Source organism: Flavobacterium frigidarium DSM 17623 (assembly GCF_000425505.1).
GTDB classification, from domain to species: Bacteria; Bacteroidota; Bacteroidia; order Flavobacteriales; family Flavobacteriaceae; genus Flavobacterium; species Flavobacterium frigidarium.
Map to the genome: position 1 here is coordinate 116,851 of NZ_AUDO01000004.1, position 24,482 is coordinate 141,332.

The 24,482-nt window shown below is 34.9% G+C and carries 20 protein-coding genes; 6 read left to right on the forward strand and 14 right to left on the reverse strand.

All coding sequences use genetic code 11. From position 1 onward, the window contains the following. The first annotated feature begins 23 nt into the window (after nt 1-23). From H603_RS0102845 to H603_RS0102870, 6 genes are all read left to right on the forward strand, one after another. The gene (locus tag H603_RS0102845) at nt 24-512 is read left to right on the forward strand and encodes a hypothetical protein (protein ID WP_026707159.1); all 489 of its coding nucleotides are present in this window, start codon (nt 24-26) and stop codon (nt 510-512) included. 528 nt (nt 513-1,040) lie between these two features. Further along, entirely contained in the window at nt 1,041-1,913 is an 873-nt protein-coding gene (locus H603_RS0102850) for a mechanosensitive ion channel family protein (protein WP_169628282.1), read from the forward strand. Next, complete coding sequence (locus H603_RS17040) at nt 1,906-5,169, forward strand: PAS domain S-box protein (RefSeq protein WP_051219122.1); 3,264 nt, start codon at nt 1,906-1,908, stop codon at nt 5,167-5,169. The genes H603_RS0102850 and H603_RS17040 overlap by 8 nt, the downstream gene beginning before the upstream one ends. Next, the gene (locus H603_RS0102860) at nt 5,162-6,232 is read left to right on the forward strand and encodes a response regulator (protein WP_026707161.1); all 1,071 of its coding nucleotides are present in this window, start codon (nt 5,162-5,164) and stop codon (nt 6,230-6,232) included. Before H603_RS17040 ends, H603_RS0102860 begins: the two co-directional genes overlap by 8 nt. Before the next feature lie 515 nt (nt 6,233-6,747). Then, the gene (locus tag H603_RS0102865; RefSeq protein ID WP_026707162.1) at nt 6,748-7,503 is read left to right on the forward strand and encodes a sigma-70 RNA polymerase sigma factor region 4 domain-containing protein; all 756 of its coding nucleotides are present in this window, start codon (nt 6,748-6,750) and stop codon (nt 7,501-7,503) included. Between the two features lie 83 nt (nt 7,504-7,586). After that, nucleotides 7,587-7,946 (forward strand): hypothetical protein, encoded by a 360-nt coding sequence (locus tag H603_RS0102870; protein WP_026707163.1) that lies wholly within the window; start codon nt 7,587-7,589, stop codon nt 7,944-7,946. A gap of 87 nt (nt 7,947-8,033) precedes the next feature. Here the strand turns inward: H603_RS0102870 and H603_RS0102875 are convergent, their stop codons facing one another. From H603_RS0102875 to H603_RS0102945, 14 genes are all read right to left on the reverse strand, one after another. Further along, nucleotides 8,034-8,930: a 3-hydroxyacyl-CoA dehydrogenase gene (locus H603_RS0102875; protein ID WP_026707164.1), complete on the reverse strand. Its 897-nt coding sequence runs from the start codon at nt 8,928-8,930 to the stop codon at nt 8,034-8,036. Nucleotides 8,931-9,199: 269 nt separating this feature from the next. Beyond that, complete coding sequence (locus tag H603_RS0102885) at nt 9,200-9,850, reverse strand: BON domain-containing protein (protein WP_026707165.1); 651 nt, start codon at nt 9,848-9,850, stop codon at nt 9,200-9,202. 218 nt (nt 9,851-10,068) lie between these two features. After that, nucleotides 10,069-10,545, reverse strand: a complete 477-nt coding sequence (locus H603_RS0102890) for a Dps family protein (protein WP_026707166.1) — start codon at nt 10,543-10,545, stop codon at nt 10,069-10,071. 100 nt (nt 10,546-10,645) lie between these two features. Beyond that, nucleotides 10,646-11,161 carry a DsbA family protein gene (locus tag H603_RS0102895; protein ID WP_026707167.1) on the reverse strand — a complete coding sequence of 172 codons (516 nt, stop codon included), beginning with the start codon at nt 11,159-11,161 and terminating at the stop codon, nt 10,646-10,648. 11 nt (nt 11,162-11,172) lie between these two features. Further along, complete coding sequence (locus tag H603_RS0102900) at nt 11,173-11,631, reverse strand: redoxin domain-containing protein (RefSeq protein WP_026707168.1); 459 nt, start codon at nt 11,629-11,631, stop codon at nt 11,173-11,175. A gap of 276 nt (nt 11,632-11,907) precedes the next feature. Further along, nucleotides 11,908-13,500, reverse strand: a complete 1,593-nt coding sequence (locus H603_RS0102905; protein ID WP_026707169.1) for an oleate hydratase — start codon at nt 13,498-13,500, stop codon at nt 11,908-11,910. 70 nt (nt 13,501-13,570) lie between these two features. After that, entirely contained in the window at nt 13,571-14,071 is a 501-nt protein-coding gene (locus H603_RS0102910) for a hypothetical protein (protein WP_026707170.1), read from the reverse strand. An 11-nt stretch (nt 14,072-14,082) separates the two neighbouring features. Then, complete coding sequence (locus H603_RS0102915) at nt 14,083-14,787, reverse strand: 2,3-bisphosphoglycerate-dependent phosphoglycerate mutase (RefSeq protein WP_026707171.1); 705 nt, start codon at nt 14,785-14,787, stop codon at nt 14,083-14,085. Between the two features lie 24 nt (nt 14,788-14,811). Then, nucleotides 14,812-15,630: a DUF1269 domain-containing protein gene (locus H603_RS0102920; protein ID WP_026707172.1), complete on the reverse strand. Its 819-nt coding sequence runs from the start codon at nt 15,628-15,630 to the stop codon at nt 14,812-14,814. 149 nt (nt 15,631-15,779) lie between these two features. Further along, nucleotides 15,780-17,087, reverse strand: a complete 1,308-nt coding sequence (locus H603_RS16355; protein WP_084157706.1) for an MFS transporter — start codon at nt 17,085-17,087, stop codon at nt 15,780-15,782. 72 nt (nt 17,088-17,159) lie between these two features. Further along, nucleotides 17,160-18,860, reverse strand: coding sequence for an alpha-keto acid decarboxylase family protein (locus tag H603_RS0102930; protein ID WP_026707173.1), 1,701 nt, complete (start codon nt 18,858-18,860; stop codon nt 17,160-17,162). A gap of 67 nt (nt 18,861-18,927) precedes the next feature. Continuing rightward, nucleotides 18,928-20,526, reverse strand: coding sequence for an oleate hydratase (locus H603_RS0102935; RefSeq protein WP_026707174.1), 1,599 nt, complete (start codon nt 20,524-20,526; stop codon nt 18,928-18,930). A gap of 468 nt (nt 20,527-20,994) precedes the next feature. Beyond that, nucleotides 20,995-21,381, reverse strand: coding sequence for a hypothetical protein (locus H603_RS0102940; RefSeq protein WP_026707175.1), 387 nt, complete (start codon nt 21,379-21,381; stop codon nt 20,995-20,997). Nucleotides 21,382-21,925: 544 nt separating this feature from the next. Then, on the reverse strand, nt 21,926-24,430 hold the full coding sequence (locus H603_RS0102945; protein ID WP_026707176.1) for a cation-translocating P-type ATPase: 2,505 nt from the start codon (nt 24,428-24,430) through the stop codon (nt 21,926-21,928). Nucleotides 24,431-24,482: the final 52 nt, after the last annotated feature.

Here is a 24,482-nt window from a genome sequence, read left to right on the forward strand (position 1 = left end):
TAAAATCAAATAAATAAAACAAAATGAAGCACATCCTAATTTATATTCTATTTATTTTAACCGCAGCGTTAGTAGTACTTAACCGATATACATCTCTATATATTAATAGCTCCATTTTACACTTTATAGTGTTATTTACAGCGGCATCATCATTTGTAATTATTATAGGGCACTTGTTTGGGAAATTACGAACTATCAAATCAATAGTAATCACTTTTTTAATTATAGGAGGCATCACTTTAGGAAAGGCTTTTTTTACTTGGGAAGGAGACTGGAAAACACAAACTGTTATTTATAAAAACATTGAAAACGGAAACCAAACAATTGAGTTCCAGCTGAAAGCCAGTAGGTTTGCTTTTGGCTATAGAGAACGTATTATAGAACGCCTGAAAATAGTACCACTTATCGATTGGACAACTGCTGTTGATACCACTGCTCTAAATAAATCAAAATGGAAAAGGGTAAATATCAGAATAAATGAGTTGAACTTACCCATGGAAGCTGGTAATTAAAAAGTTAAATCATTAGTCGTAAAGGTCTATATGGCTAAAGCTATTTCATATTATACGTGCTATTTACCTTTGTCTTTGGGACTCCATACTAGTATTAAAATGCAATAAAAATATAATCTTAAATTTAAAGCACTTTAGATACATATGGGAAGTAAAGTTGTTTAGAAGGGTAAATCACTAGAAGAATTCCTATTCCAAGTACCTATCCATTTTCTCCACTAACCATTAAAAACCTCCATTCTCAGTTAATTTTGGAGGTTTTATGAAATAGATAAATAAGGTGACCAATATCATTTTTTAAGGTCAAACATTACTTTAATTTTGTTAGACCATATGAATGTCAACAAAATAATAACGTCACTCCCTTTTGATCCTATTATTACTTACAGCATAGTAATTTTAGGCTGTATAGTATTGGGATTATTGCTCAGGTGGTTTTTATTTTGGTTGCTTAGCTATTCTAACCGAAAAAGTCCAACCGTTTTAAAAACACAGCTACTTAAGCATTTAAAAAAACCTGCCCGATTTTTGTTACCATTCCTACTTATCTACGGTTCTTTTAGTGTTATTGCATTAGATTCTTACTGGCTAACAGTTGTAGAAAGTCTTATTATCATCAACTTCTCATGGATGTTAATTGCCTTGTTAAATGCAGTAGAAGAGATTGTCCAAAAAAAATTTACTATAGACGGCTTCCATCAAGCTAAAGAAAGAAGGGTCTTGACGCAATTGCGGTTTATGAAGAGCTTTTCAATCATCATTATTATTACTATTGCCATTGCAGTCGTTTTATGGAATATCCCTGCAGCAAGAAAGTTAGGTACAACCATATTAACATCTGCGGGTGTAATTGGTATCATCGCTGGAGTTGCTGCTCAAAAATCAATTGCCAATCTTATTACGGGCTTTCAAATCGCCTTTACACAACCTATAAAAATTGATGATGAGGTAGTAATACAAGGGGAATATGGCACTGTAGAGGATATCACGCTGACGTATGTTGTTATCAAAACTTGGGATTGGAGGCGACTCGTTGTACCTCTTAACTTCTTTAGTGATAACTCATTTGTAAACTGGACTTTTAGTTCTAGAGAATTAATTGGTAGTGTTTTTATCAGTGTAGACTATACTTTTCCTGTTGCTACGCTACGAACAAAACTACTAGTGCTTTTAAACGACAATACACTCTGGGATAAAAAAACAGCAGAACTTTTAGTTACTAAAAGCGATGATCGAGCAATGGAATTACGCGCAACTTTTAGTGCTAAAAATGCTTCCGAGGTTTGGAATTTACGCTGCCAAATAAGAGAACAACTTATAGAATTTATACAAGAAAATTATCCTGAATGCTTACCAAAATTAAGACAATTGGACCAATTTAAAAAAAGTAAAAATGACTAATAATTTAGAAGACAACCTCCTTTTTAAGAGTATTTTTCAATCTTCTGTCGAAGGTATATTGGTAGTCGATGAGCAAGGATTCATCATTAAAGCAAATCCTGCTGGTGAAAATATGTTTGGTTACGCACCACAGGAATTAATACATCAAGAAGTAGATAGTCTTATACCCATCCAATTTAGAAACAACCATCAATCACATAGAGCACATTACGCCGTAAAACCTAAAGCGAGACGTATGGGGCACAATTTGGATTTATGGGGATTAAAAAAAGATGGTTCACAGTTCCCTTTAGAAATAAGTTTAAGCCCAACAACTATAGACAGTAATCAAGTAGTCATTGTTTTTGTGATTGATACCACAATACGCAAGGCGACACAACAAGCGTTAGTCGATAGTGAAAGCAGAATGGCAGAAGCACAACAAATTGCACAAGTAGGAAACTGGCACTGGAACTTGAAAACAAATGAAAGAAGCTGGTCAAACGAATTCTATAGAATTTACGGCCTTTTACCCAATGATGATCGGCTTAATAAAGCTTCTGTAAGTAATTTTATTCATCCAGATGATCGCGAAAATGAATTAAAAACAATTGCTCTTGCTATCGAAAATCAAACAGACTATCAATATGAAAAGAGAATAGTAAGGCTTGATAATAGCATAAGATACGTTATTAGCAAGGGGGTGATAACATATGATGAAAAAGGAAAACCTTCTGAACTGTTTGGGACTACACAAGATATTACCCAGCAGAAAGAAACCGAGAAAGAACTGAAGGATAGTGAAGATCGTAACAAAGTTATTCTAGAAGTGTTACCTGATATGATGTTTATTTTAAATAATCAAGGGGAATATTTGGACTTATTTGCTCCAGAGACTAGAAAATTACTAAAATTAAAAGAAAATTTTATTGGTAAGAATATAAAAGAAATATTGCCTAAAGAAACGTATCAAGCCCTTAAAGTATCATTAAACGATGTCTCAGACAATAAAAAACCGCAACTTATAGAGTTTTCTCTAAAGGATCAAAAAACATTTCGCTTCTATGAAGCACGAATCGTCCGTTTTGACGATAACCGACTATTGGCTATTGTTCGAGACATTACATCCAAAAAACAGTTAGACAATACTTTATCTATTAGAACTAGAGCATTATCCGCTGCATCAAACGGAATTATTATTGTTGATTCACTACTACCCGACTCGCCTATAGTTTATTCTAACGATTCTTTTTTTACTATGACAGGCTATAATGAGAGTGATATTATAGGACATAACTGCCGGTTTTTGCAAGGAACTGACCATGATCAAGAAGAAATTGGAATCATGTCTAATGCAGTAAAAAAAGGGGAAGCTTGCAATGTAGTATTACGTAATTACCGAAAAGATGGCTCTCTGTTTTGGAACGAAATTTCCTTAACTCCTGTTTTTAATGATCAAAAAGTAATGACTCATTTTATTGGCGTCTTGAACGATGTCACCCTTCGTAAAAAGGATGATCTTTTCAAAAGTGCAAATAAGGATGTAATGGACATGATTATTCAGTATCAACCACTTGATCTTATAGGTAATAAAATAACTGAAACTATAGAAACAGCCATTCCCAACTGTATGGTTGCCATTTTATTATCAAACAAAGAAACGAAGACACTATATAATTTAGCATCGCCTAGTATTCCAAAATCTTTTAGCGAAGGATTGGAAGGAATTAGCATCAGTCAAAATACCTGTTCTTGTGGTACCGCTGTCAATGAAAAAAGAGAAGTTATTGTTGCCGATATTTCAATTAGTCCATTGTGGGAAGGATATACTGCCTTAGCGCGAGATAGCGGCATAAAATCCTGCTGGTGTTTCCCTATTTATTCTACAGACCAAGAAGTTTTGGGAATCTTTGCTATTTATTCTAATAGCATTCGGGAGCCATTGGCTATTGAGAAAGATATTATTCAAGATATTACCAGAATAGCTAGTGTAGCTATTGAGCAGCACAGCATTAGTAATGCCTTAAGACAAAGTACAGAAAAATTAGCTGCCTACGCTGAACAACTAGAAGATAAAGTAAGTGAACGTACGAATGCGCTTAATGTAATGGTAGAAAAATTGACGACCTCCAATTTAAATCTTAAAGATCAAATACATGAAACCAAAGAGGCTGAAAACAGAGCCTTAATAAGTAAGCAATTACTTGATGATGTTTCTCATAATTTTCCAGGTGGATTTATATCTGTTGTCGATTTCAATTTGCGAGTTGTATTTATAGGAGGAGAAGAGTTAGTTGCATTAGGTTTTGAAAATTTAGCTAAAAACGAAACATTACTTGACGATATTACTGGTGTTTCTGATTATTTAAAAACATTGATTAAAGGTAAAATAATAAAGACGCTTGAAGGCGAACACCTTTCTTTTGAAGTTGAGTTTAGAGACAATTACTATTTAGTAAATACCACCCCTTTAGCTAACAAGGAGAACAAAATCAAGCAAGTCTTATTAGTGTATAATAATATCACTTTACAAAAGAAAGCAGAATTTGATATGTTCACTACCTTAAAAAAAGAACAAGAATTAAGCGAGTTAAAATCACGTTTTATTTCTATGGCTTCCCATGAGTTTAGGACTCCATTGAGTGCAATACTCTCATCTGCTATTTTAATCGAAAAGCAAAATGGTGTTGGTAAAGAAGAGAAAAGGATAAATTATGTATCGAAAATTAGGTCGAATGTAAAGAACTTGGTGGTAATTCTTAATGATTTTCTATCGCTGAGTAAACTGCAAGAAGGAAAAGTGATTGTACAACCCGTAATATTTGATATGGTTGCTTTTTCAAAGTCTTTAATTGAAGAATTGGAGGATATAAAAAAGAATGGTCAATTTATAACACTAAAATATGATCATTTACAAATTGAAGCATTTTTAGACCTAAAATTATTTAAGCACATCATATATAATTTACTGTCGAATGCCATCAAATATTCTGAAGAGAATCAGGAAATAACTATACAAATAAAAAGTAACGACCAGCAAGTTGCCATAGAGATAAGCGATCATGGAATTGGTATTCCAACCGAAGATCAAAAGAACATGTTCCAGCGTTTTTATCGCGCTAATAATGCATCAAATATTCAAGGAACAGGTTTAGGTCTACACATTGTAAAACAGTATACAGAATTGATGGGTGGTTCTATCCGTTTTACAAGCCAGTTAAAAGAAGGCTCCACTTTTTATATAACATTCCCATTACATAAAAAAACAAATGAATAAAGTACTGATAATCGAAGACAATCAAGACGTGAGAGAAAACACTGCTGAAATTCTTGAACTTGAAAATTATACAGTTATTACTGCTGAAAACGGTAAAATTGGTATTCAAAAAGCGTTGGAAAATAGTCCAGATATTATTATTTGTGATATTATGATGCCCCAAATAGATGGCTACGGTGTATATGATGCTTTAAGCAAAGATATCGTAACAGCTAATATCCCATTTATCTTTCTCACCGCTAAATCTGGAAAAACAGAAATCCGGAAAGGGATGAATTTAGGCGTAGACGATTATCTAATAAAACCATTTGAAGTGGAAGATTTATTAGGTGCGATTGAATGCAGACTTAAGAAAAAGGCATTTTTGAAAAAGGAATATGCAAAAAATATAGATGGCGTTAGCGAATTCCTTACCGAAGCTTCTCAATATTTAAATCTTGAAGATTTATCAAAGAATCGAAATATAAAAAGATACAAAAAGAAAGAACAAATTTTTACCGAAGGTAACGCTGCCCATCAATTGTACTTTATTCAAAGCGGAAATGTAAAAACTTATAGAACAACGGAGTCAGGAAAGGAATTTGTTATTGCCTTATATGGCCCTGGCGATTTTATAGGACAACTGTCCCTTCTTGCTAGTGCAGGAACTTATGCGGAAACGGCTAGCGTCTTAGAAGATGCAGAAATTCTAGCGATTCCAAAAGATGAATTCACGCAATTACTCTACGTTAATAAAGAAGTATCTAATACGTTTTTTGGGATGATCTCTAATAATATTATCGAACTTCAAGAACAATTGGTCGACATGGCTTTTGCGACTGTACGACAACGTACTGCTAAAGTGCTTTTGGAATTAGACAAAAAGGGAATGATGAAAGATGAAAATCATATTGGAATAAGTATTCCTCGAGATGATTTTGCCGGACTCATAGGTACTGCCACAGAGACTGCTATTAGAATGCTAACTGAATTTAAAAACGAAGGATTAATAGCTGTTGAAACTAACAAAAGATTTGTTTTATTAGATAAAAACAGACTAAAACAAGTTGCTGATAATCATTAAAATTTTATCTAGTACTTAAAAAATTAATTTAGAATTACAAAATAACACTTTCATACTATAATCCTAGTTAGGGACAACACAGTTGCATTTAAAAAGGAGCTAAGACAGTACAAATGCTTTAGCTCCTTTGAAAGTATCAGTCCTACTTTACAACTGTATTTTTAAATTTATAACAACCAATGGTTAATTTAAAAAGATAAACAATTACAAACAACTTCTAATACTTTAGAGACTTTCATTACCATAGTGAAAATTAACATTTCAAGCAATACTTTTCATTCTCTCTCCCACAAAAATAGCTACTAATTACAATGTGATAAATGACCTGCATCAGTTGGTAATTTTTTTAAACTTTACTTTTACTTCCCTATTTCTTTAAATTATTTTATGATAAATAAAATCGGTTTTTAAAACTTAAGTGAATAACCTGATCTATTCTAAAAGACTGACCTGTATCATTTTAGGAAAAACAGCAACAACATATCTTTACAGTAAACTTCTTAAAAAGATCTCTTATGCAAACAAATATTTCTTATTATCATAACAAACAGGAATTCCGTCATTTTGTAAGCAATACTTTTCTTGATCTGATCAAGCTAAAAAAAGAAGACAATAAATCATCTTTCAATGCACTAGTATTAAATATAATGCCTGAAATAAAAAAGTATATCAATGGCCAACTTGATACTGTAATTAAAAAAGGACATTTTTCGAAAAATAAAATCAAAGCAGACGATATTATTGACCAACTTTTTATCGAAATCTACGATCATATTGATGAGGTAAAACAGCAAAAGAACTTTTATCTCTGGTTGTTTAAAAAGACAAATGAACTTCTAGATGATCTTACCATAGAAGAAGAATTTGATGAAATATTCTTTAAAAACATTGATGACTATTCTAAACCCGAATGGGATGCAATGCAAGAAAATTTTAGCACAGATGGTGGTGGCGATCTTTTAATGATTGAAGAGCTAGATGATATGTCTTACAACCATAACGACTATACTTTAAATCATGTATTTATAGAGGACAATCAAAAAGCATTTATCGAAAAAATTGACAAAGATCTAAGTGCTCAAGAAATTCAAAATCACATTCAAATGGTGCTGTACAATTTACCTAATTCCATGCGCAATGTATTTGAAATATTCGCTATTGAACAACTAGAACTAGAAGAAATTGCAAAAATAAGAAACAACACACTTGAAGAGGTTTCCCAACTTTTAACTGACACTAAACAAGTTTTGTTAAAAGATTCATTTAGTTAATAAGGTTAATTACCCTAATCACTAAACAAATATCACAGCAATAAGTAAAAAATAATTCCTTAATAATTTAGAAACTTCAAGCCATGCAAGTATTACTATACAAGAGAAAATACAAAGTAAATGAGAATATTCAAAATTTCATGCATTTTTGTAATGCTGAAAACATGAAACATTTAGCTACTGATTTATTAGATAAAGGATTATCTCCAGATCAAATTGCAAATGCATTTACAACAGCTATCAAAGTAGCAAATGTTTCAGGAATTGAAGTCGAAAAACATTTCATGCCTATTTATAGCAGCATCAATAATGAAATAATTCAAGACTGTAAACTGTCTGATTTAGGTTATGGGTTGGTCTTGATGAACGCCGATTCTAATTTATCTTCTGTGGGCGCTTTTCAAATAGATATTTTAAAGGGATACCTAAAAAAGCGTTCTTAACTAATTAAAATAGGATAAAAAGTAGGGAGTCTGTTTATCCTATTTTGCTTTTACTTCAAATATCTAAGGGCTTTAATTTTGTATAACCTATTTTAAGAAATCCGGATTTTCATAAGCTGGATTCGGGTATTTATAAAAACCCTCACCAGTAGCAACACCTAGTTTATTTTTATCAATAAAATGCTCTTTCAAGTATTTCACCGTTTTTATTTTTAACTCATCATGTGTTTTTTCAGCTGCTATTACGTTTATGTTATAAGCAGTGGTAATACCTACAACATCTAGAATTCCAAAAGGTCCTACAGGCGCACCAGTTGCTTTTATCCATGTTTTATCTATCGTTTCCACATCGGCAACTTCATTCACTAGCAAATTAGTCGCAGCACTTAATAAAGGCACTAATAAAGAGTTTAGAATGTATCCAGGTTGCTCTTTCAGTACCGGCAAAGCAAGCATCCCTATAGCTTTAGCAAAGCTTACTACATCTTTAAAAACTTCAGGATCTGTCCCAGCATGTCCCATAACTTCGGCCGTGTTGTGAATCCAAATCGTATTGGCAAAATGCAACGCTAAAAACTTGGATGGCCTTCCTGTAGCATCTGCAAAATCACTTGGTAAAAGCGTTGAAGAGTTGGTTACAAAAATTGTTTTTTCGAGAGCAACTTTAGCCAACTTATGATAAAAATCTATTTTTATCGCTGGATTTTCTGGAACTGCTTCAATGACTAAGTCGGCATTGGCAACAGCTAACCCTAAATCAGAATTATAACTCAAATTTTTAAAGGTTCTATCTAACTGTTCTTGAGTTGCATTCAAATCTTTTTTGTAGGAAGCACCTAAATCTTTAAATTTCGCTTTTGCTTGGTCTAACACAGAATCATTTATATCATAAACAGTTACATTAAAACCATGAAATGCTGTTTGAAATGCAATTTGATATCCTAAAACGCCACTTCCTGCTACGGTAATATTTTTATAGTTCATTTTATAATTATTTAAATTGTTACTCTTCTTTATCCCAAATTTCGCTTGTTATTGTTTTTAGGATTGGGTGCACTGCATCCTCATTTATTGCAATACATGCTACTATTTTTCTCATAATAAGCAAGATTACTCCAAAATTAGTATTTTCAAGAGAAACATTAACTGATCTGAGTCAGCTATGAAAAAGGCTCTAAACTTTGATAGTTTTAGAGCCTTTTTCTAACGGAAATTATCATGAGTAAATCCTCGTTACTACTAAAATAAATTTGCTATTCCACTTCCAACTCATTCTCTACTCTCCACACTCCTGGGGCGTAATAAGCTGTTGTTTTAGCTTTATCTTTTTCTTTCATAGAACGCACTTTACCCGTCAATTTAATGGTATGCCCATCAGCTTTTACAGTAATATTTCCAGCATCAATATCAGCCGAACGTTCAAATGCTTTTTTTATTTTTTCCTTAATATCAATCGGGTTCACTGTGTTTTTAAGGACTATGTTGTTCATAACATAACGAACACCCGTTAGGTTTTCTATAGCTTTTTTAGCCGCATTTTTCTCAAAATCCCAATCTACTTCACCATTTAAATACACCCAGCCATTGTCTACTTGTAATTGTATTTTATTCTCTGGAACTGATACATTCCATTTCAAAGCATTGACTGCTGCGGTAGCTATTTCAGTATCTGACTTAACAGAGGTGGTGCCATATTTAACCTCAATATCTTCAGCTACTCCTTTTACTCCTACTACACTCCTGGCTGCCATTTCTGCTTCTTGTTTTTTTACATAACTGTCTACGATTCCTGATAACGTTACAATTCCATCTCTTACAATTACACCAATTTGAGTTTCGTCAATATTGGGTTGCCATTGTAATTCCTCCAAAACATTTTCTTTTATACTAAGATCTGTTGTCATAATTTCTGTTATTTAAATTAAGAATGATTATGAAACAAATGTATGATGGCTATAAAGCATTGACAATGATCTATATCAGCACATATTTATTTCGTCAAAAATTAAAAGAGCATAAAAATTACTGAAAAATTTATTTTCTTCAAAAAGAAAAAACCCAAACAGAATAATTCCTATTTGGGTTGATAAATTGCATTTGCATTGCCATTAAATTAGCAATCTTATTTTAGATGAGAACGCAACATCCAAGCTGTCTTTTCATGTTGCTCCATTAATCCTGTTATATAATCACTAATTCCATCTGCCTTCATTTTGTTGGCAATAGGTTTTATTTCTTCTCTAATGAAAACAATAATACTTTCATGATCTTCTAACAATTCAGCAAAAATACTTTGACTGTCATTCTTACCTTTGATTTCTTCAGTAAGGTGTGTTAGTTTCAAATATTTTTTTAAAGTGGCCGGTGCATAATGACCCAAAGCACGTATTTTTTCGGCAACAGTATCAACAGTGCCTTGTTGCTCTTGGTACAATGTTTCTAAATATAAGTGCACTGCGTGAAAATCAGGCCCTTCAATGTTCCAATGAAAATTAAGTGTTTTTGAATAAAGAATAAATTCATCTGCCAATATCTTTGATAATTGGTCTGCGATTGCTTGTCTATTCTCTACTGAAATTCCGATGTTTGGAGTTTTCATTTTTTTTGGTTTTAAATTTTTAATTACTCAAAGTTATTAAAGCATAAGAGCTATTAAAATGACTTACGTCAGTATTAAAACTATTTTTTTGAGAGGACTTTTATGCTACACTACCCTCAATTACTGCTAACAAATTAGCAGCATCTCCATCAAATTTATTTCCGTTAACGAAAAAAGAAGGCGTCCCATTTACTCCGCTTCGAATACCGCTTTCAAAATCAGTATCAATTTTCTCGGCGATACTCGTTAGTTCCATATCATTTTTAAATTTATCAATATCTAGTCCTAATTTCTCCGCATGCGCAATAAAATCATTGGATTGTAAATTTTCTTGGTTTTCGAAAATGCTGTTGTGCATCTCCCAATATTTTCCTTGGATGGCAGCTGCTTCTGCCGCCTTTGCAGCTCCACGAGCATTTTCATGCATTTCTGACAATGGAAAATTTCTAAAAACAAAGGTAACCTGGTTACCAAATTGTTTGATTATTTTTTCTACAACTGGATGTGCTGCCCCACAATGTCCGCACTGGAAATCCCCAAATTCTACGATTTCTAAATTAGCGCTTGAATCCCCTTTTATATGATCTTTTTTATTAACTTCTGGATGTAAACTCATTTAATTGTATTTTATTTGTTCATATTTTCTAATGCTTCTAGTATACCATCGGCACCAGGGTTTTCTTCATTTGGAGAGACAAAACTCCATTCTATAACTCCTTCTTTATTAATTACAAATAAAGCTCTTTTAGATTGCCCTTCTTTCTCATCATAAGCTCCGTAAGCTTTTGAAATGGCCCCTTTTGGTTCAAAGTCGGCTAATAAATTAAAGTGTAGATTACGAGATTCTGTAAAAGCCTGATGACACCATTTACTATCTACTGATATACCAAATATTTCAGCGTCATGTTTTTCAAAGTATTTGAGAGTTTCATTATATAAAGCCATTTGATCGCTACAAACAGGACTCCAATCTGCGGGATAAAAGGCAAGAATTACATTTTTTCCTTTCATATCTGCTAGTGATATTTCTTTGTCCGGTGTTGCGTATAAGGTGAAATTGGGTGCGGTATCGTTTTTTTGTAACATAGTATGTACTGTTTAAATTAAACATTGGAATCAAATTTTCATTCGCTCCGTTAAAATTATATTCAAATATAATCATTGTGAGCCCTTTTAAGATTACGGAGTTTTAAGCATATGTTACTTCATTGCCATGTATTTATAACTAATTGTGAAGTCTAAAAAAAAACAGCCAACCAATATATTGGCAAAGCTGTTTTTAACTCAAAATTGAAGTTATTAAATTAATCTGATGCAGCGCCCTTTCTTCATTATATAACAGGGTAGCAACGTACTCTCGCTTTATCTACAGATGGCTTTTGCTGCTTTTATAAGAGCTTCTGCGCTATGAATAGAATCATATATGGGTAACACTTTTTTATCCGTTTTGAATAAGCCATAAACTGCAGTTTGAGCTGTTCTAACCGAATATTCGACCGTAAAAACTACATCTTTAGGAACCTCAGCAAATTGTCCTAAAAAAGCAAAATTTGTGGTTCCTTTTGGTAACACTCTTGGTCGATCGCCCATCTTTCTTGGCATAAACAAACTATCGATAAATGGCATCGCGGTAGGAATACAATTCACTTTTCCAGCAGCTGTAATTGGTTTCATAAGATCTTCAATCTTCAAATGAAACCATAGTTCTTCTAGGATTTCTGCTCCAGTACATTCAGCCATCGTTTTATTAATGTAGTTCCCTTTTCGATCAGGATACAAACCATATCCCCAAAAAATCTTAACATCTTCTGGCTGATTTGGGAAATGAGGTTGGCGCGCAATAACAATCGACATCAACCAATTAGAATCGGTTGCTGTGACCAACCCTCCAGTCCCATCTGTATTTCCAGAAAAATTTTCCATATAATCATGAAATGTACTGTCTTTTAATGTAGCGGTAAAAGAGTACCACTTTTGTAAATCGATAGCATCACAAAACGGACTTGGATTTCCGAACTCGCTATCTTTTTCGGCAATTTTTTTCCATAGTTTCCAAGAACCAGATTCTTCCAGCCCTTTTAATTGTGCTGGTCTATCCCAAGCACCATTATCTGTACTATCTGTAATGGAACCATTGGTTATAAAAACATAATCATTCTTACTAAGTACAATTTCATTTTTATTTTTTAGATGCAGTACTGTAGCTGTTTTTTTATCAGAAGAGATATCAAAATCTACATCTACCACCTCAGAATCCATCGTAAATTGAACACCTTCTTTTTCTAAATAACGCTTTAGCGGTACCACAACTGAATCGTATTGATTGTACTTGGTACGCATTACGCCACCCAATTTATTCAATCCATCAAGCATGTGAATAAAGCGTCGCATGTAACGTCGCATTTCGGCAAGGCTGCTCCATTTTTGAAAAGCAAACATCGTAGACCAGATGTACCAAAAATTGGTTTCAAAAAATTCCTGGTCAAACCAATCTTCAATTCTTTTCTTTCCTAATGATTTTTCAGATGCAAATAGCAACCTCAACAACTCCGCTTGTTCCATTAATGAAAGTCCATAAGAGGAGACATCCAATATTTTTCCTTCTTTTAAAAGTCGTGCTTGTCCGTTAGAAACAAACCGTTTATTGAATTCGTTGGATTCCTCGGTCACCGTCACAAGCGGATCTTCTAATGAGGGAATATTCGATAATAAGTCCCAGTAACAGGTATAATGTGATTCATGCATGCGTCCCCCGCGTACTACAAATCCATCATCTATGTTTCCTGCACCATCTAGTGCGCCACCAGCGATAGTATCTTTTTCAAGAATATGTATGTTCGACCCAAGAACTTTGGCATCTTTAATTAGGTAAACTACGCTTGCTAGTGACGAGATACCGCTCCCAATTAAATATACTTTAGAGTTTTGAGGTGTTTTGTTTTTTTTAATTTTCATGAGTTTATTTTGTAAATAATCTATTTTGATATTAAAATTCAATTACGCTGCTATGCAGTATTTTTTCAGCTTATTTTACATTGTCTTTAAAAAGGTCTTTTATAGCAGTGCCCATCTCATCCATATCATGATTGAACTCTCTTTCAAATTTATTTTCTTCTTCTTTAGCTGAATCGTTCATTTCCTTAACATCTTCAGTAATTTCTTTCCCTCTTTTAACTAATTTTTCTTTTAGCTCTGCGTTCTTTTTTTCTAGCTCATCTGCTTTTGCTGTCAATCTCACTTTTTCTGCTTTATCTGCTTTAGCTATTTTATCTCTAAGTGCATTAATTTGAGAATTTGTATTTTCAATGGCTATTTTAGCCGAAGCTTCAAACTTTTTCCAATCTGCATGCACGGCCTCTTTGGTCTCAACACTAGTATCTTTTGCTCCTTCTAATAAATCTTGGTTTAGTTCTGTAACATCCTCTTTTACAGCTGATGCATCTTCTTTTGTTGTCTTTCCACAACTCGTTAAAATAGTTCCTGCCATCACTGTAATCATGGTTAAGTATAAAAATTTTGTTTTCATAATGGGTTGTTTTAAATGGTTATTATTTGTTCTAATTTATATTGCTTTTTTAAAATCATGTTAGTATCAAATTCATAAATATTTACCATACCTGTTTGCACCGTAACCTTTGCTATATCAGCAGAAGCAATATTTTCAATATGTGCCATTAGTGCTCTAATCGAATTTCCATGTGCAGCAACCAAAACAGTTTTTCCTTTGACCAGATCTGGTATAATGACCTCAAAAAAGTATTGTACTACGCGCACTTCTGTTTGTTCTAGTGATTCACTTGCTGGCAAATCGTTGCTATTAATATTATCATACAAATGGTCAAATTTGGGGTGTCTTTTATCAGTAAGTAACAAACTGGGAGGTGGAGTGCTAAAACCTCTTCGCACTTTTAAAAAGAGTTCCTCTCCCACTGCAGCTTTTATCTCCTCTTTATTTTGGCCTTGCCAAGCACCGTAATTTCGTTCGTTTAGTTTCCAACTTTTTATGAAATCGATGTGCATCATATTAGCATGTTCCAAGATAATTAGTCCTGTACGGATGGCTCTTTTAAGATAAGAAGAATAACAAATATCAATAGCAATACGGTGCTCTTTGATGATTTCGCCCGCTATATTTGCTTCCACTATACCTTCGGGAGCAAGGTCGACATTGGTCCAGCCAGTAAATACGTTGGCTATATTCCACAAACTTTTTCCGTGCCTTACCAATATCAGTTTTCCCATATAAGTTTACTTATGAAATGTTTATTAATCCCTTATTTCTTCGTCTAAAACGTTAAGTAAGTGAGCTAATTTTTCTTGTTGTTTTTGTAGTCTCTTTTTTATTGAGTTTATTTTTGCTTTAGCAAATACATCTTCAACGGCATGTTCATAGTCTTTAAGACGCGATTCTAATTTCTTAATTCTATCTTTTGTTACGTCTTTTACTTCTTTTAAAGCCGATTTCCTTTTACCTTCAAAAGCTGCTATTTTCGACTCTCTTTCTAATTTTAAATCGGTAATCTTAGCTTTAATTTTGTCTTTTTCTTTTGTAGTCGCTTTTCTCAGTTGCTCACGTTCTTCTTCAATTTTATTCTCGATGTCTTCTATATGTTCATCTATATAATCGTCAAAATCAATCCCAGCTTCACTTCTAATAATTTCTGACGCAAAAGGTTTTACGACATCATCAATAAATAGCGAACTGTCTTCGCCAACCATGGCAATAATTGCTATCGTTCCTATATTCATTTTGTTACTCACTTTCTGGATGAGATCTTCTCCAAAATCATGACGATTAACATCCCATGCGGCACCTACAACAGTGCCCGTATACAATCCGACGACAAGACCTATAGGTCCAGCAAGCATTCCTAACAAGCCACCAAGAGCCATTCCTGTTACAGTGCGCCAGCCTTCCCCTTGCTCCTTGTAAAATATAATTTGGTACTGATTGTGCTCTATTTTACGAATCATTAAATGTTCATAAAGGGTAATATCGCCATACCCATCTAACTCTTTGATTTTGTGTAAAGCTGCTATTGCATGTTCTTCTTTTGTAAACGGAATCACTATGATATTTGCCATGATGTTTGATTGGGAATTCTAACTCTTTATTTTTATTGTATAAATTATTTTTACTATGCATTCTTTCATGGCCTTACACGCTTCTCATGTTATTTAAAACGGCAAGTTGAAAGATTAACATGTATATAAGTCTATAACTTTGTGCTTTTCTATACTTTAATTTTATCTTTTTTAAGACCGGTCTCGTTAATGAAGAAGCTTAGAATAATTGCTACTACAATAGCTCCTATAAGAGGAAGAAGCGCTTCCTGAAACTGAGTTAAAGTTAGCGAGCTGTCTGGTGTAGGTCCCATTAAAAAAGAGACAAAAGGTGACAATAATCCAGTTGTTCCAAAAACGATAAAATTCATAGAACCTGCTGCTGTCCCTTTTACCTCAGGTGGATTTGCTTCTTTAATCATAGAAAAAGGAATCATAGCTGCTCCTGAAGCAATACCTAAAATTAGTGCTACGGCATATCGCATCCAGATGGTGCTTTCTGCAGGCATATATACAGCTGTTATTCCGGCAACCAGCATAACAATAGCTCCCCCAATTAAAACAGGTTTCCTTTTACCCATTTTATCCGAAATATAACCGAGTAAAGGACATCCTATTACCCATCCTATAGGGACGATTGAGGCAATTGAAGCTGCATCCGACATGGGTAAATTCTCGCCGGAATGTAGAAATGAAGTTGCCCAAACAAGAGCTCCAATAGTGGTTGGAACAAAAAGAAGCCCTCCGATAATTCCAGCGTACCAACTCTGGGGATTACCAAAAACAATTTTGAAAGGTGAAACTAAGCTTTTTATAGAAAGTGAGCCATGATGCGTTGCGCTATCACCAGAGTCCTTGGGCATCACGAACCATGTCGCAATCGCCAGCACAAACCCAATAACACCAAACGTGATCCACACTGTTTGCCAAGGTACTTGAAAACTTCCAGTAGGATCTATTGCCATGTGAACAGGTTTAGAACCAAACGCTGCACCAGCCATACCCAGACATTGTGTCAAGCCTATAAATATGGCGAGCATTCTTGCTGGAAGATATCTCGCAGCTACATAAGATGCTCCTATAAATCCAAATATCGCCCCGATAGCCTGAAGTACAAATCCTATCATTCCAGCGATTTCACTACCCTGCGCAAATATTAAACAACCAACACCAACTACTACAATACCAGCTGGAATAGTACGATGAGCTCCGTAACGATCTAATAAAACTCCCGCTACTAGTGCCATTATCGCGTAGGCTATATAATATGCAGAAATAATTGACCCTATTTCATTTTCGCCCCAAGCTGCTGTCAATTCTGATTGCATGACTCCCGGTGCAGATCGCACAGCATATTGATAAAAATAGAAAAGCGCGCAAAGAAACCAAGCTAGAAGGTAAACCTTCTTTAACTTTAATGGGGGGGATGTTGCCGTTTGCTTGTTACTAATAGTGGAGTTAGACTCATTTGTCGTCATACTGTTATTTTTTAATTATTTAATGAATTTTAAATATCCTTAAATGACTTATTAGTCATTGAGGATTCTTTTCTAACGCACACTTGGCGGACGACCATTTGCCTTAGCAACTAGATGTCCCCATGATATAAGTTCCGCTGTACAATCGTCACGATCAATCACACATTCGATTAATGTTGGCCCCTCTTGATTAGTAAGTGCCTTCTTAATAGCATCCGCTAGTTCCCCTGCTGTTTGCGCTTTAAAACCAAGCCCTTTTCCGTCCTCAGCATTAAAAACTTTGATAAGACCTGCATAGTCCCAGTTTTTTATATTATTATAAGGACCATCATGAATTTCGACTTCAATGGTATACCCTCGATTGTTAATTAGAAAAATAATAACAGGTAGTTTACGACGAATCATTTGTGCTACTTCTTGCGCTGTTAGTTGAAAAGAACCATCTCCAGTTAATGAAATAATGCGTCGTTGATTTGATGCTGAAACAGCATACCCAAAAACTGAAGGTATGGACCATCCAATATGTCCCCACTGCATTTCTACCTCAAAACGAGCACCATCAGGCAGATGAAGCGCTACACCACCAAACCAAGAGTCGCCAGTCTCAGCAAAAACGGTTGTTTCCGGTGTGATTATTTTTTGAACTTGTCTGAACAATTCGCTTCGCATTAGTTTTGTATCGGGAGCCGCCTCTTTTGTTGGTTCTCTCTTGTATTTGATACGTTCAAACTCAACCATTGTAGCTGGCTTTTTTTCTACCTTACTAGCTAGCGCCGAAAGAAAGTCACGTAAGTGAAGGTCTGAAAAATCGTGTCCCAACATACGAACATTCTTCTGGTCCGCAATCATTACGTTAGGACCTTCTGGCATTGCAGTCCAACCAACGGTAGAATAATCATTAAAGAGTGGCGCTAGACATATAATGCTGTCTGACCAGTCTACAATTTCTTGTGCACCCGGAGCGCTAACTTCTCCCCAATATACACCTACAAACTGTGGATGCTCCTCTGGGAAAAAGCTCTTTGCTGCAGCCATCACCGCTACAGAACACCCAAGTGCTTCTGCAAGTTGTATCGCTTCTTTTTCTGCACCAGCTGCTCGTAACTTGCTACCAATCAATAGTACAGGTTTTTCTTTACTAGCCAAAAATGCTGCAGCTGCTTCTACTGCTCTGTCTAATGTTTCTTTATCACTTGGAATTTCACTAAGAACAGCACTTGCAGGTCCAGGTGCAGCACAGGGAAGTCCAGCTACATTACAAGCAATCTCAATATATGCAGGCTTCTTTTCGCGTAAAGCGGTACGAATAGCGTGATCTATTAGCGCTGGTGCAGCAACTGCTGATGTTATTGATACTGCAGCACATGTGATGTGTTTGGCCATTTCGAGTTGATAGCTAAAATCATGTGTTCCTAGTGTATGGTGTAATAAATGGTCTGTTCCATAATCATTGCTGTTTGGTGCTCCCACTATCAGAATCACTGGAAGGTTCTCAGCATAAGCCCCTCCAATGGCATCGAAAGCAGATAGTGCTCCAACACTAAAAGTTACTACTGCAGCAGCAGCTCCGTTTGCACGTGCGTATCCTTCAGCACTAAAGCCACAATTTAATTCGTTAGTGCAATACACTTGATCCATTTCTTTGTTTGCTAAAAGCTGATCAAGCAACACAAGATTGTAGTCACCTGCGACAGCAAAATGGTGTTTCAAACCGATGTCTTGTAAACGTTTGGCTAAATAAGTTCCGACCGTGTATTCTTTTTCTTTTTTCATGTTTCTATTATTTTATATTAGAGTCTTCACTTTTGCTCTAATAAGTATTTGTTTTTCAGAGTTTTTTTTAATGAAATGCTTTTACTAAGGTTTCTATTTCAACCTTTATACTTTTATCAAATTTTGTAATTGGCGGAATTTCAAGATCAATTTCTAGTAGTTCATAAACCGCCATTTGGGCAGCTCTTATCGAGTATTCCACAGTGAAAACCACATCATCTGGAATCTCAACAAATTGACTAACAAACGCGAGGTTTTTTGAGTTTTTAGGTACTGGAAGCGGTCTGTCAGTAGATAAGCGCGGCATGAACATACTGGTGATGTACGGCATTCTACACGGAATGCAAATGGCATTAGCAAACACCACATCGTAATCAAATTTTAAGTGCCCGCATAGTTCACGAAGAATCTCTTCTCCCGAACAATCTGTCATGGGTTTCCCTACAAAATTCCCAACGCGGTCAGGATGTAAACCATAAGTAAAAAACACCTGCACATTCTCTGGTTGCTCTTTATAGTGAGGTTGCTTGTTTAATGAAAAACTCATGAACCAATTAGAATCTTTCAGTGTAACCTGACTTCCTGTTCCTGCTTTGTTACCAGAAAACTTTTCCATTTGATCAAAGAAAACAGTGTCCTTTAATGTAACGGTAAAAGATTCCCAGAACGATTCTGCTATATTGGAGTTAAACACTTCTGGTTTACCAAATCCAGGATATTTCTTAGCTAATTTTTCCCAAATTACCCAGCCTTGACTGTCTTCTTTTGTATAGAATTGAGGAGCTGTTGTCATAGATCCATAACTAGAAGCATCTGTCATAGATCCATTTTGAAGGAATACCAGGTCATCGGCATCAATACCAACTGAGGTACTCGTTCCATCATTTTCATAAATAAGGTTTTTAACGACCACTTTTTCGGTTTCGGTTTTTGAATCCAATTCGTAAGCAGTTTCTAAATCTATTACCGTGCAATTCTTCATAAAATTCACTCCACGCGACTTCAACCAAACAACCAACGGAAGAATCATAGAGTCATATTGGTTATAAACGGTACGTTTTACGCCTGTCATTGTCTCTACATTAGGAAATTCTTGCATGAATCGGTGCAAATAACGTTTGAACTCTACTGCGCTATGCCAAGGTGAAAAAGCAAAACTAGTACGCCACATAAACCAAAAATTAGTCTCAAAAAACGAAGGTGAAAACCAATCAGAAATACAGCTATTGCCCAATGTTTCTTCGCTAGCTTCACTTAGTTTCAACAATTCTGCACGATTTTCCATGGAGAAACCAAGTTTAGAGGCATCAACTATTGCGCGGTTTTTGTCAATTAAACGAGCTTTTGCATTTGACTTTACGCGTTCATTAAATGCAACTGTTTCTTCATAAACAGAAGTATTAGGATCTGCAAGCGACGGAATCGATTTGAATAAATCCCAAGTGCATTCATAAATATTTAAAGTCAGCATGCGCGATCCACGCAATGTATACCCTTGTTCTGGGTTTCCGCCTGCGTCTAGACTTCCGCCTAAAACGGGTAAACTTTCATAGATCGTAATATTTTCACCGGCTACTCCACCATCACGAATTAAAAATACTGCTGCTGCTAATGATCCTATTCCGCCACCTATGAAATAGGCTTTTTTATCTTTATTACTTTTCATAATCAAAATATATTATTCGTTTTGTTATTTTGTCATTATTGCTTCCTACAGTGAGTTATTACTACACCATCTTTTAAAATTCCGTTTATAATTATCGAATAGTACCATCAGCAAAATTTCAAAATTCAAAATTAGGTGGTTAGAAAGACTGTTGCACTGACCTAGATCAGCTAGGTTAAAAAAGACGAAATCAATTTAATTTTGAGGGTTAACAATGGCCGTGCGTGAGGGATTGAAGTGAAAATCCCACAGCAAACTCCCAATTTTTATTGGGAGTGCAGCGAGGAATTGTAGCGGAAAGCCCGACCCTTGTGGTCACGCCCAAACAATTTTTACAGTTTATCTATTCCTAACCTTATAAGTCTTACGTTTTTTTCACAAAAAAAAGGTTGGCTACCAAATTAAAATTAGTAGTCAACCTTTGTTTTTATCATTCTATTTAGGAAAATAAAATAGTGATCCTTAAAATTACATGTACTTCTCAAGAAATCTAAAAAATTCTTTCTTTAGTTCAGCATAAATATGTCTTTGCGTTTCTATTTTATCTCTAAATTCTAAATGCTGTTTAGTTGATCGAATATCTAAAGCATCCTCACCAATCATGCTTTGTCCAGCGATACGCTCTTCGTGTTTTTCAATAAGTTCTTGTAGATCTTCGATAATACCACCGTGCAACACAAATTCGTTTTGATAGTGCTCTAATTGAGCCAATACGTCCTTGTCTGTCCAGCGCGTTACGAGTTCGCTCAGTTTATTATTGAAGAATAGTAGTTCGCCCTTCCAAAAGGCAAGTTCCCCTTTCCATTGTTCGTGTTCAAAATGCATATTGGAGTTGTATAAAACTTCTTTTTTCATGATTTAGGCTTTTAATGTTAATACTGTGTGCAGTAAATATTTATCAAAAGTATTTCATATCAAGGTTATTGTAAATGACCTAGGTCAGCTAATGCACAACATTCTCAATTTGGCAGTATTTAATAGTTTTTTACCGTAAAAGTCTTTTTATAATTCCGTTTGATTGGTGAATAGCTACACTAACTTTTTGTCAACTAAAACGAAAAAAACACTGTCCTACACCTAATAAAAATAAGGCCTAAACACATAAAACTATATCACTTTTATCAACTACTTATTAAAAAATATCGTTAAATGATTAAAGATAACTACAAGCTTTAATCTCATTGCCGCATCCCTAAGAACTAGACAAACGCACTTAGTTATTTAGCTAAACAGTACTACGTAATTAGAATAAAAATACTTGAGTACACCACTTTGTATTTTGGCTTCACTTATATTTGGGCATGCAATGGGTTGCGTTCTATCAAATTTTATAAGTAGCTGAACACCCTTTCTTTTTCCCGCCCCAAAGTAATTATGCCAATTATAACTAATAAGTCATCTAAATCGCTTTAAAATTCCGCTTCCAAATTTTAACTAATTCGTACCAAAGCACCGAAACGATTCCTATACCGATAGCGAGCCCTACTTGCTGCAAATTTAGTTTTGTAAATAAGAAAAAATCAATTAGTGGCTGTACGGTTAGCAATAATCCTGTAATGACAATCGTAATTCCGGTAATGATGAATACTAAATTATTTTTGTACTGCAACGTAGTAAAAATGGAATAGTAAAATGAACGATTGATTAAGGTTAGAAAGATATTGGCAGTCACCAAAACCAAGAAAACCATAGTTCGTGTTACTTGCTCATTAAAACCTTGATACACCGAAAACTGATAGATAAATAATGTACCTATTGTGATCATTATTCCTTGCATGATACTGGTGGAGAGCTCTTTCCAACTGAAGAAAGTATTTGTAAAAGGCCTTGGTTTTAATGACATTGCATTCTTTTCTATCGGTTCATTTTCGTACACGATAGAACAAGTGGGTCCCATAATTAATTCTAAAAATATAATATGTATTGGTGAAAAAATATTAGGATAAATCCAGCCCAAAGCCAACGGTATAAATACGGTGAAAATGATGGGAATGTGAATAGAAATGATAAACTGTATGGCCTTTTTTAGGTTGGCATATATTTTTCGACCCGCAGCAACCGCATCGACCATTTTGGCTAAATCATCATTTATTAAAATTAGAGAAGCCGCTTGCTTGGCAATTTCGGTTCCTTTTTTACCCATGGCGATGCCTATGTGCGCCGCTTTGAGTGCGGGGCCATCGTTGACACCATCGCCCGTCATGGCCACAATTTCTTGATTTGCTTTTAAGGCATTGATGATTTTTAGTTTTGCTTGGGGATACATTCGGGTGAATAAATTGATTTCTCCCACTTGTTTTTGAAGTTCTTCGTCGGATAACTGCATCAATGCATCTCCAGAAATACTTTTTTCGTATCCAACAAATCCAATTTGTTGGGCTATAGAACCCGTTGTTTCGGCATTGTCTCCTGTGATTATTTTTACTTTTATTCCTGCTTTGTAAAAAGCTTGTAAAACCGATTTAATATTCTTTTTTGGTGGATCATAAAAGGCCAATAATCCTATGAATTCAAATGAAAAATCTTGTTGCTTTTCTGGAAAATTATCTCCTTCAAACAACGCCTTTCCGACAGCCAAAATACGATAGCCTTCTGTTGATAATTCTTGTATGGCGTCTTGAACTGCTGCTTTTTCTTCACCAGTAAGCTGTGAAATTGCCGTTATAGCTTCAGCACCACCTTTGGCGGCAATGATACGTTCTCCCGCTTTATTTTCAAAAATGTGGGTCATCATAGGCGGTTTGCCTGACAGTGGATATTCATGCACCATTTTAAATTGAGAACGTTGATCTTTTTCAATTTCTAATGTGTAGACTTCATGCAACGCGATTTCCATAGGATCAAATGGAACAGGCTCACTCGCCCACATGGAGATTGTAATTAACTGCTTTTCATCGGATGACAAATCGTTTCCGATATCGTTTATTTTTTGAGATTTCAGCGTGAATATTTTGGCTAAACTCATTTTGTTCTCGGTAATCGTTCCTGTTTTATCCACACAAATTACGGTTGCACTTCCTAGGGTTTCGACCGTTTTCATTTGCTTAACGATAATACCGTTTTCCATCATACGCCATGCGCCAAGTGCCATAAAGGTGGTAAAAGCAATAGGAATTTCTTCGGGTAACACGCTCATGGCAAGCGTTAATGCTTTGAGTAAACTATCAAGCAGAAGGTAGGAGTTGAAATAATTTATTGCCCAAACAATAAAAAAGACCAAAGCTCCCGCCATAGTCATTTTCTTGACAAAATTATTAATCTGTAATTCTAGTGGTGTTTTTTCCTCTTTAATTTCTTCGAGACTTTTGCCTATTTTTCCTAAGTTGGTTTCGCTTCCAATGGCTGTAATGGTTGCAATAGCCAATCCGCTAGCAACGGTGGTTCCTTGAAAAATAGTGTTGTCTTTTGTCGACTTGTCTTTGGCAACAGCCATAGATTCCCCCGTAAGAATAGATTCATTTACCGTAAAATCATTTGAATGTACAATGGTTCCATCCGCTGCAATTGCATTCCCTTCTTCGACCAATAAGCTATCCCCTACTACTAAATTTTCGGTTTTAATTTCTATGTTAGCGCCATCTCTAATGACTTTGCATTTGGGCTTTGTGAAATCTTTTAATTTATCTAAAGCATTGCGGCTTCTGGCATTTTGATACGATGATATTACGGCGATTAAAATAATAGCCCCAGCTAGAAAAATTCCATCTGAAGTTTTTCCACTCACGAAATAGATAGTAGAAGCCACAAATAATAAAATTGTCATAGGCTCAGTGACAATTTGAATTAGCCCCTTTAAGAATTGATTGGTTTTTTTATAGCTAATTTTATTCTCTCCATGTTTTTCCCTTGCAGCACGTACTTCGGCACCGGTTAGACCTTTAATTTTAAAATTATTTTGGGACATAAAAATCTATGTATTATCAAGAGGTGTTATTATACCGTATCACTAATGATCT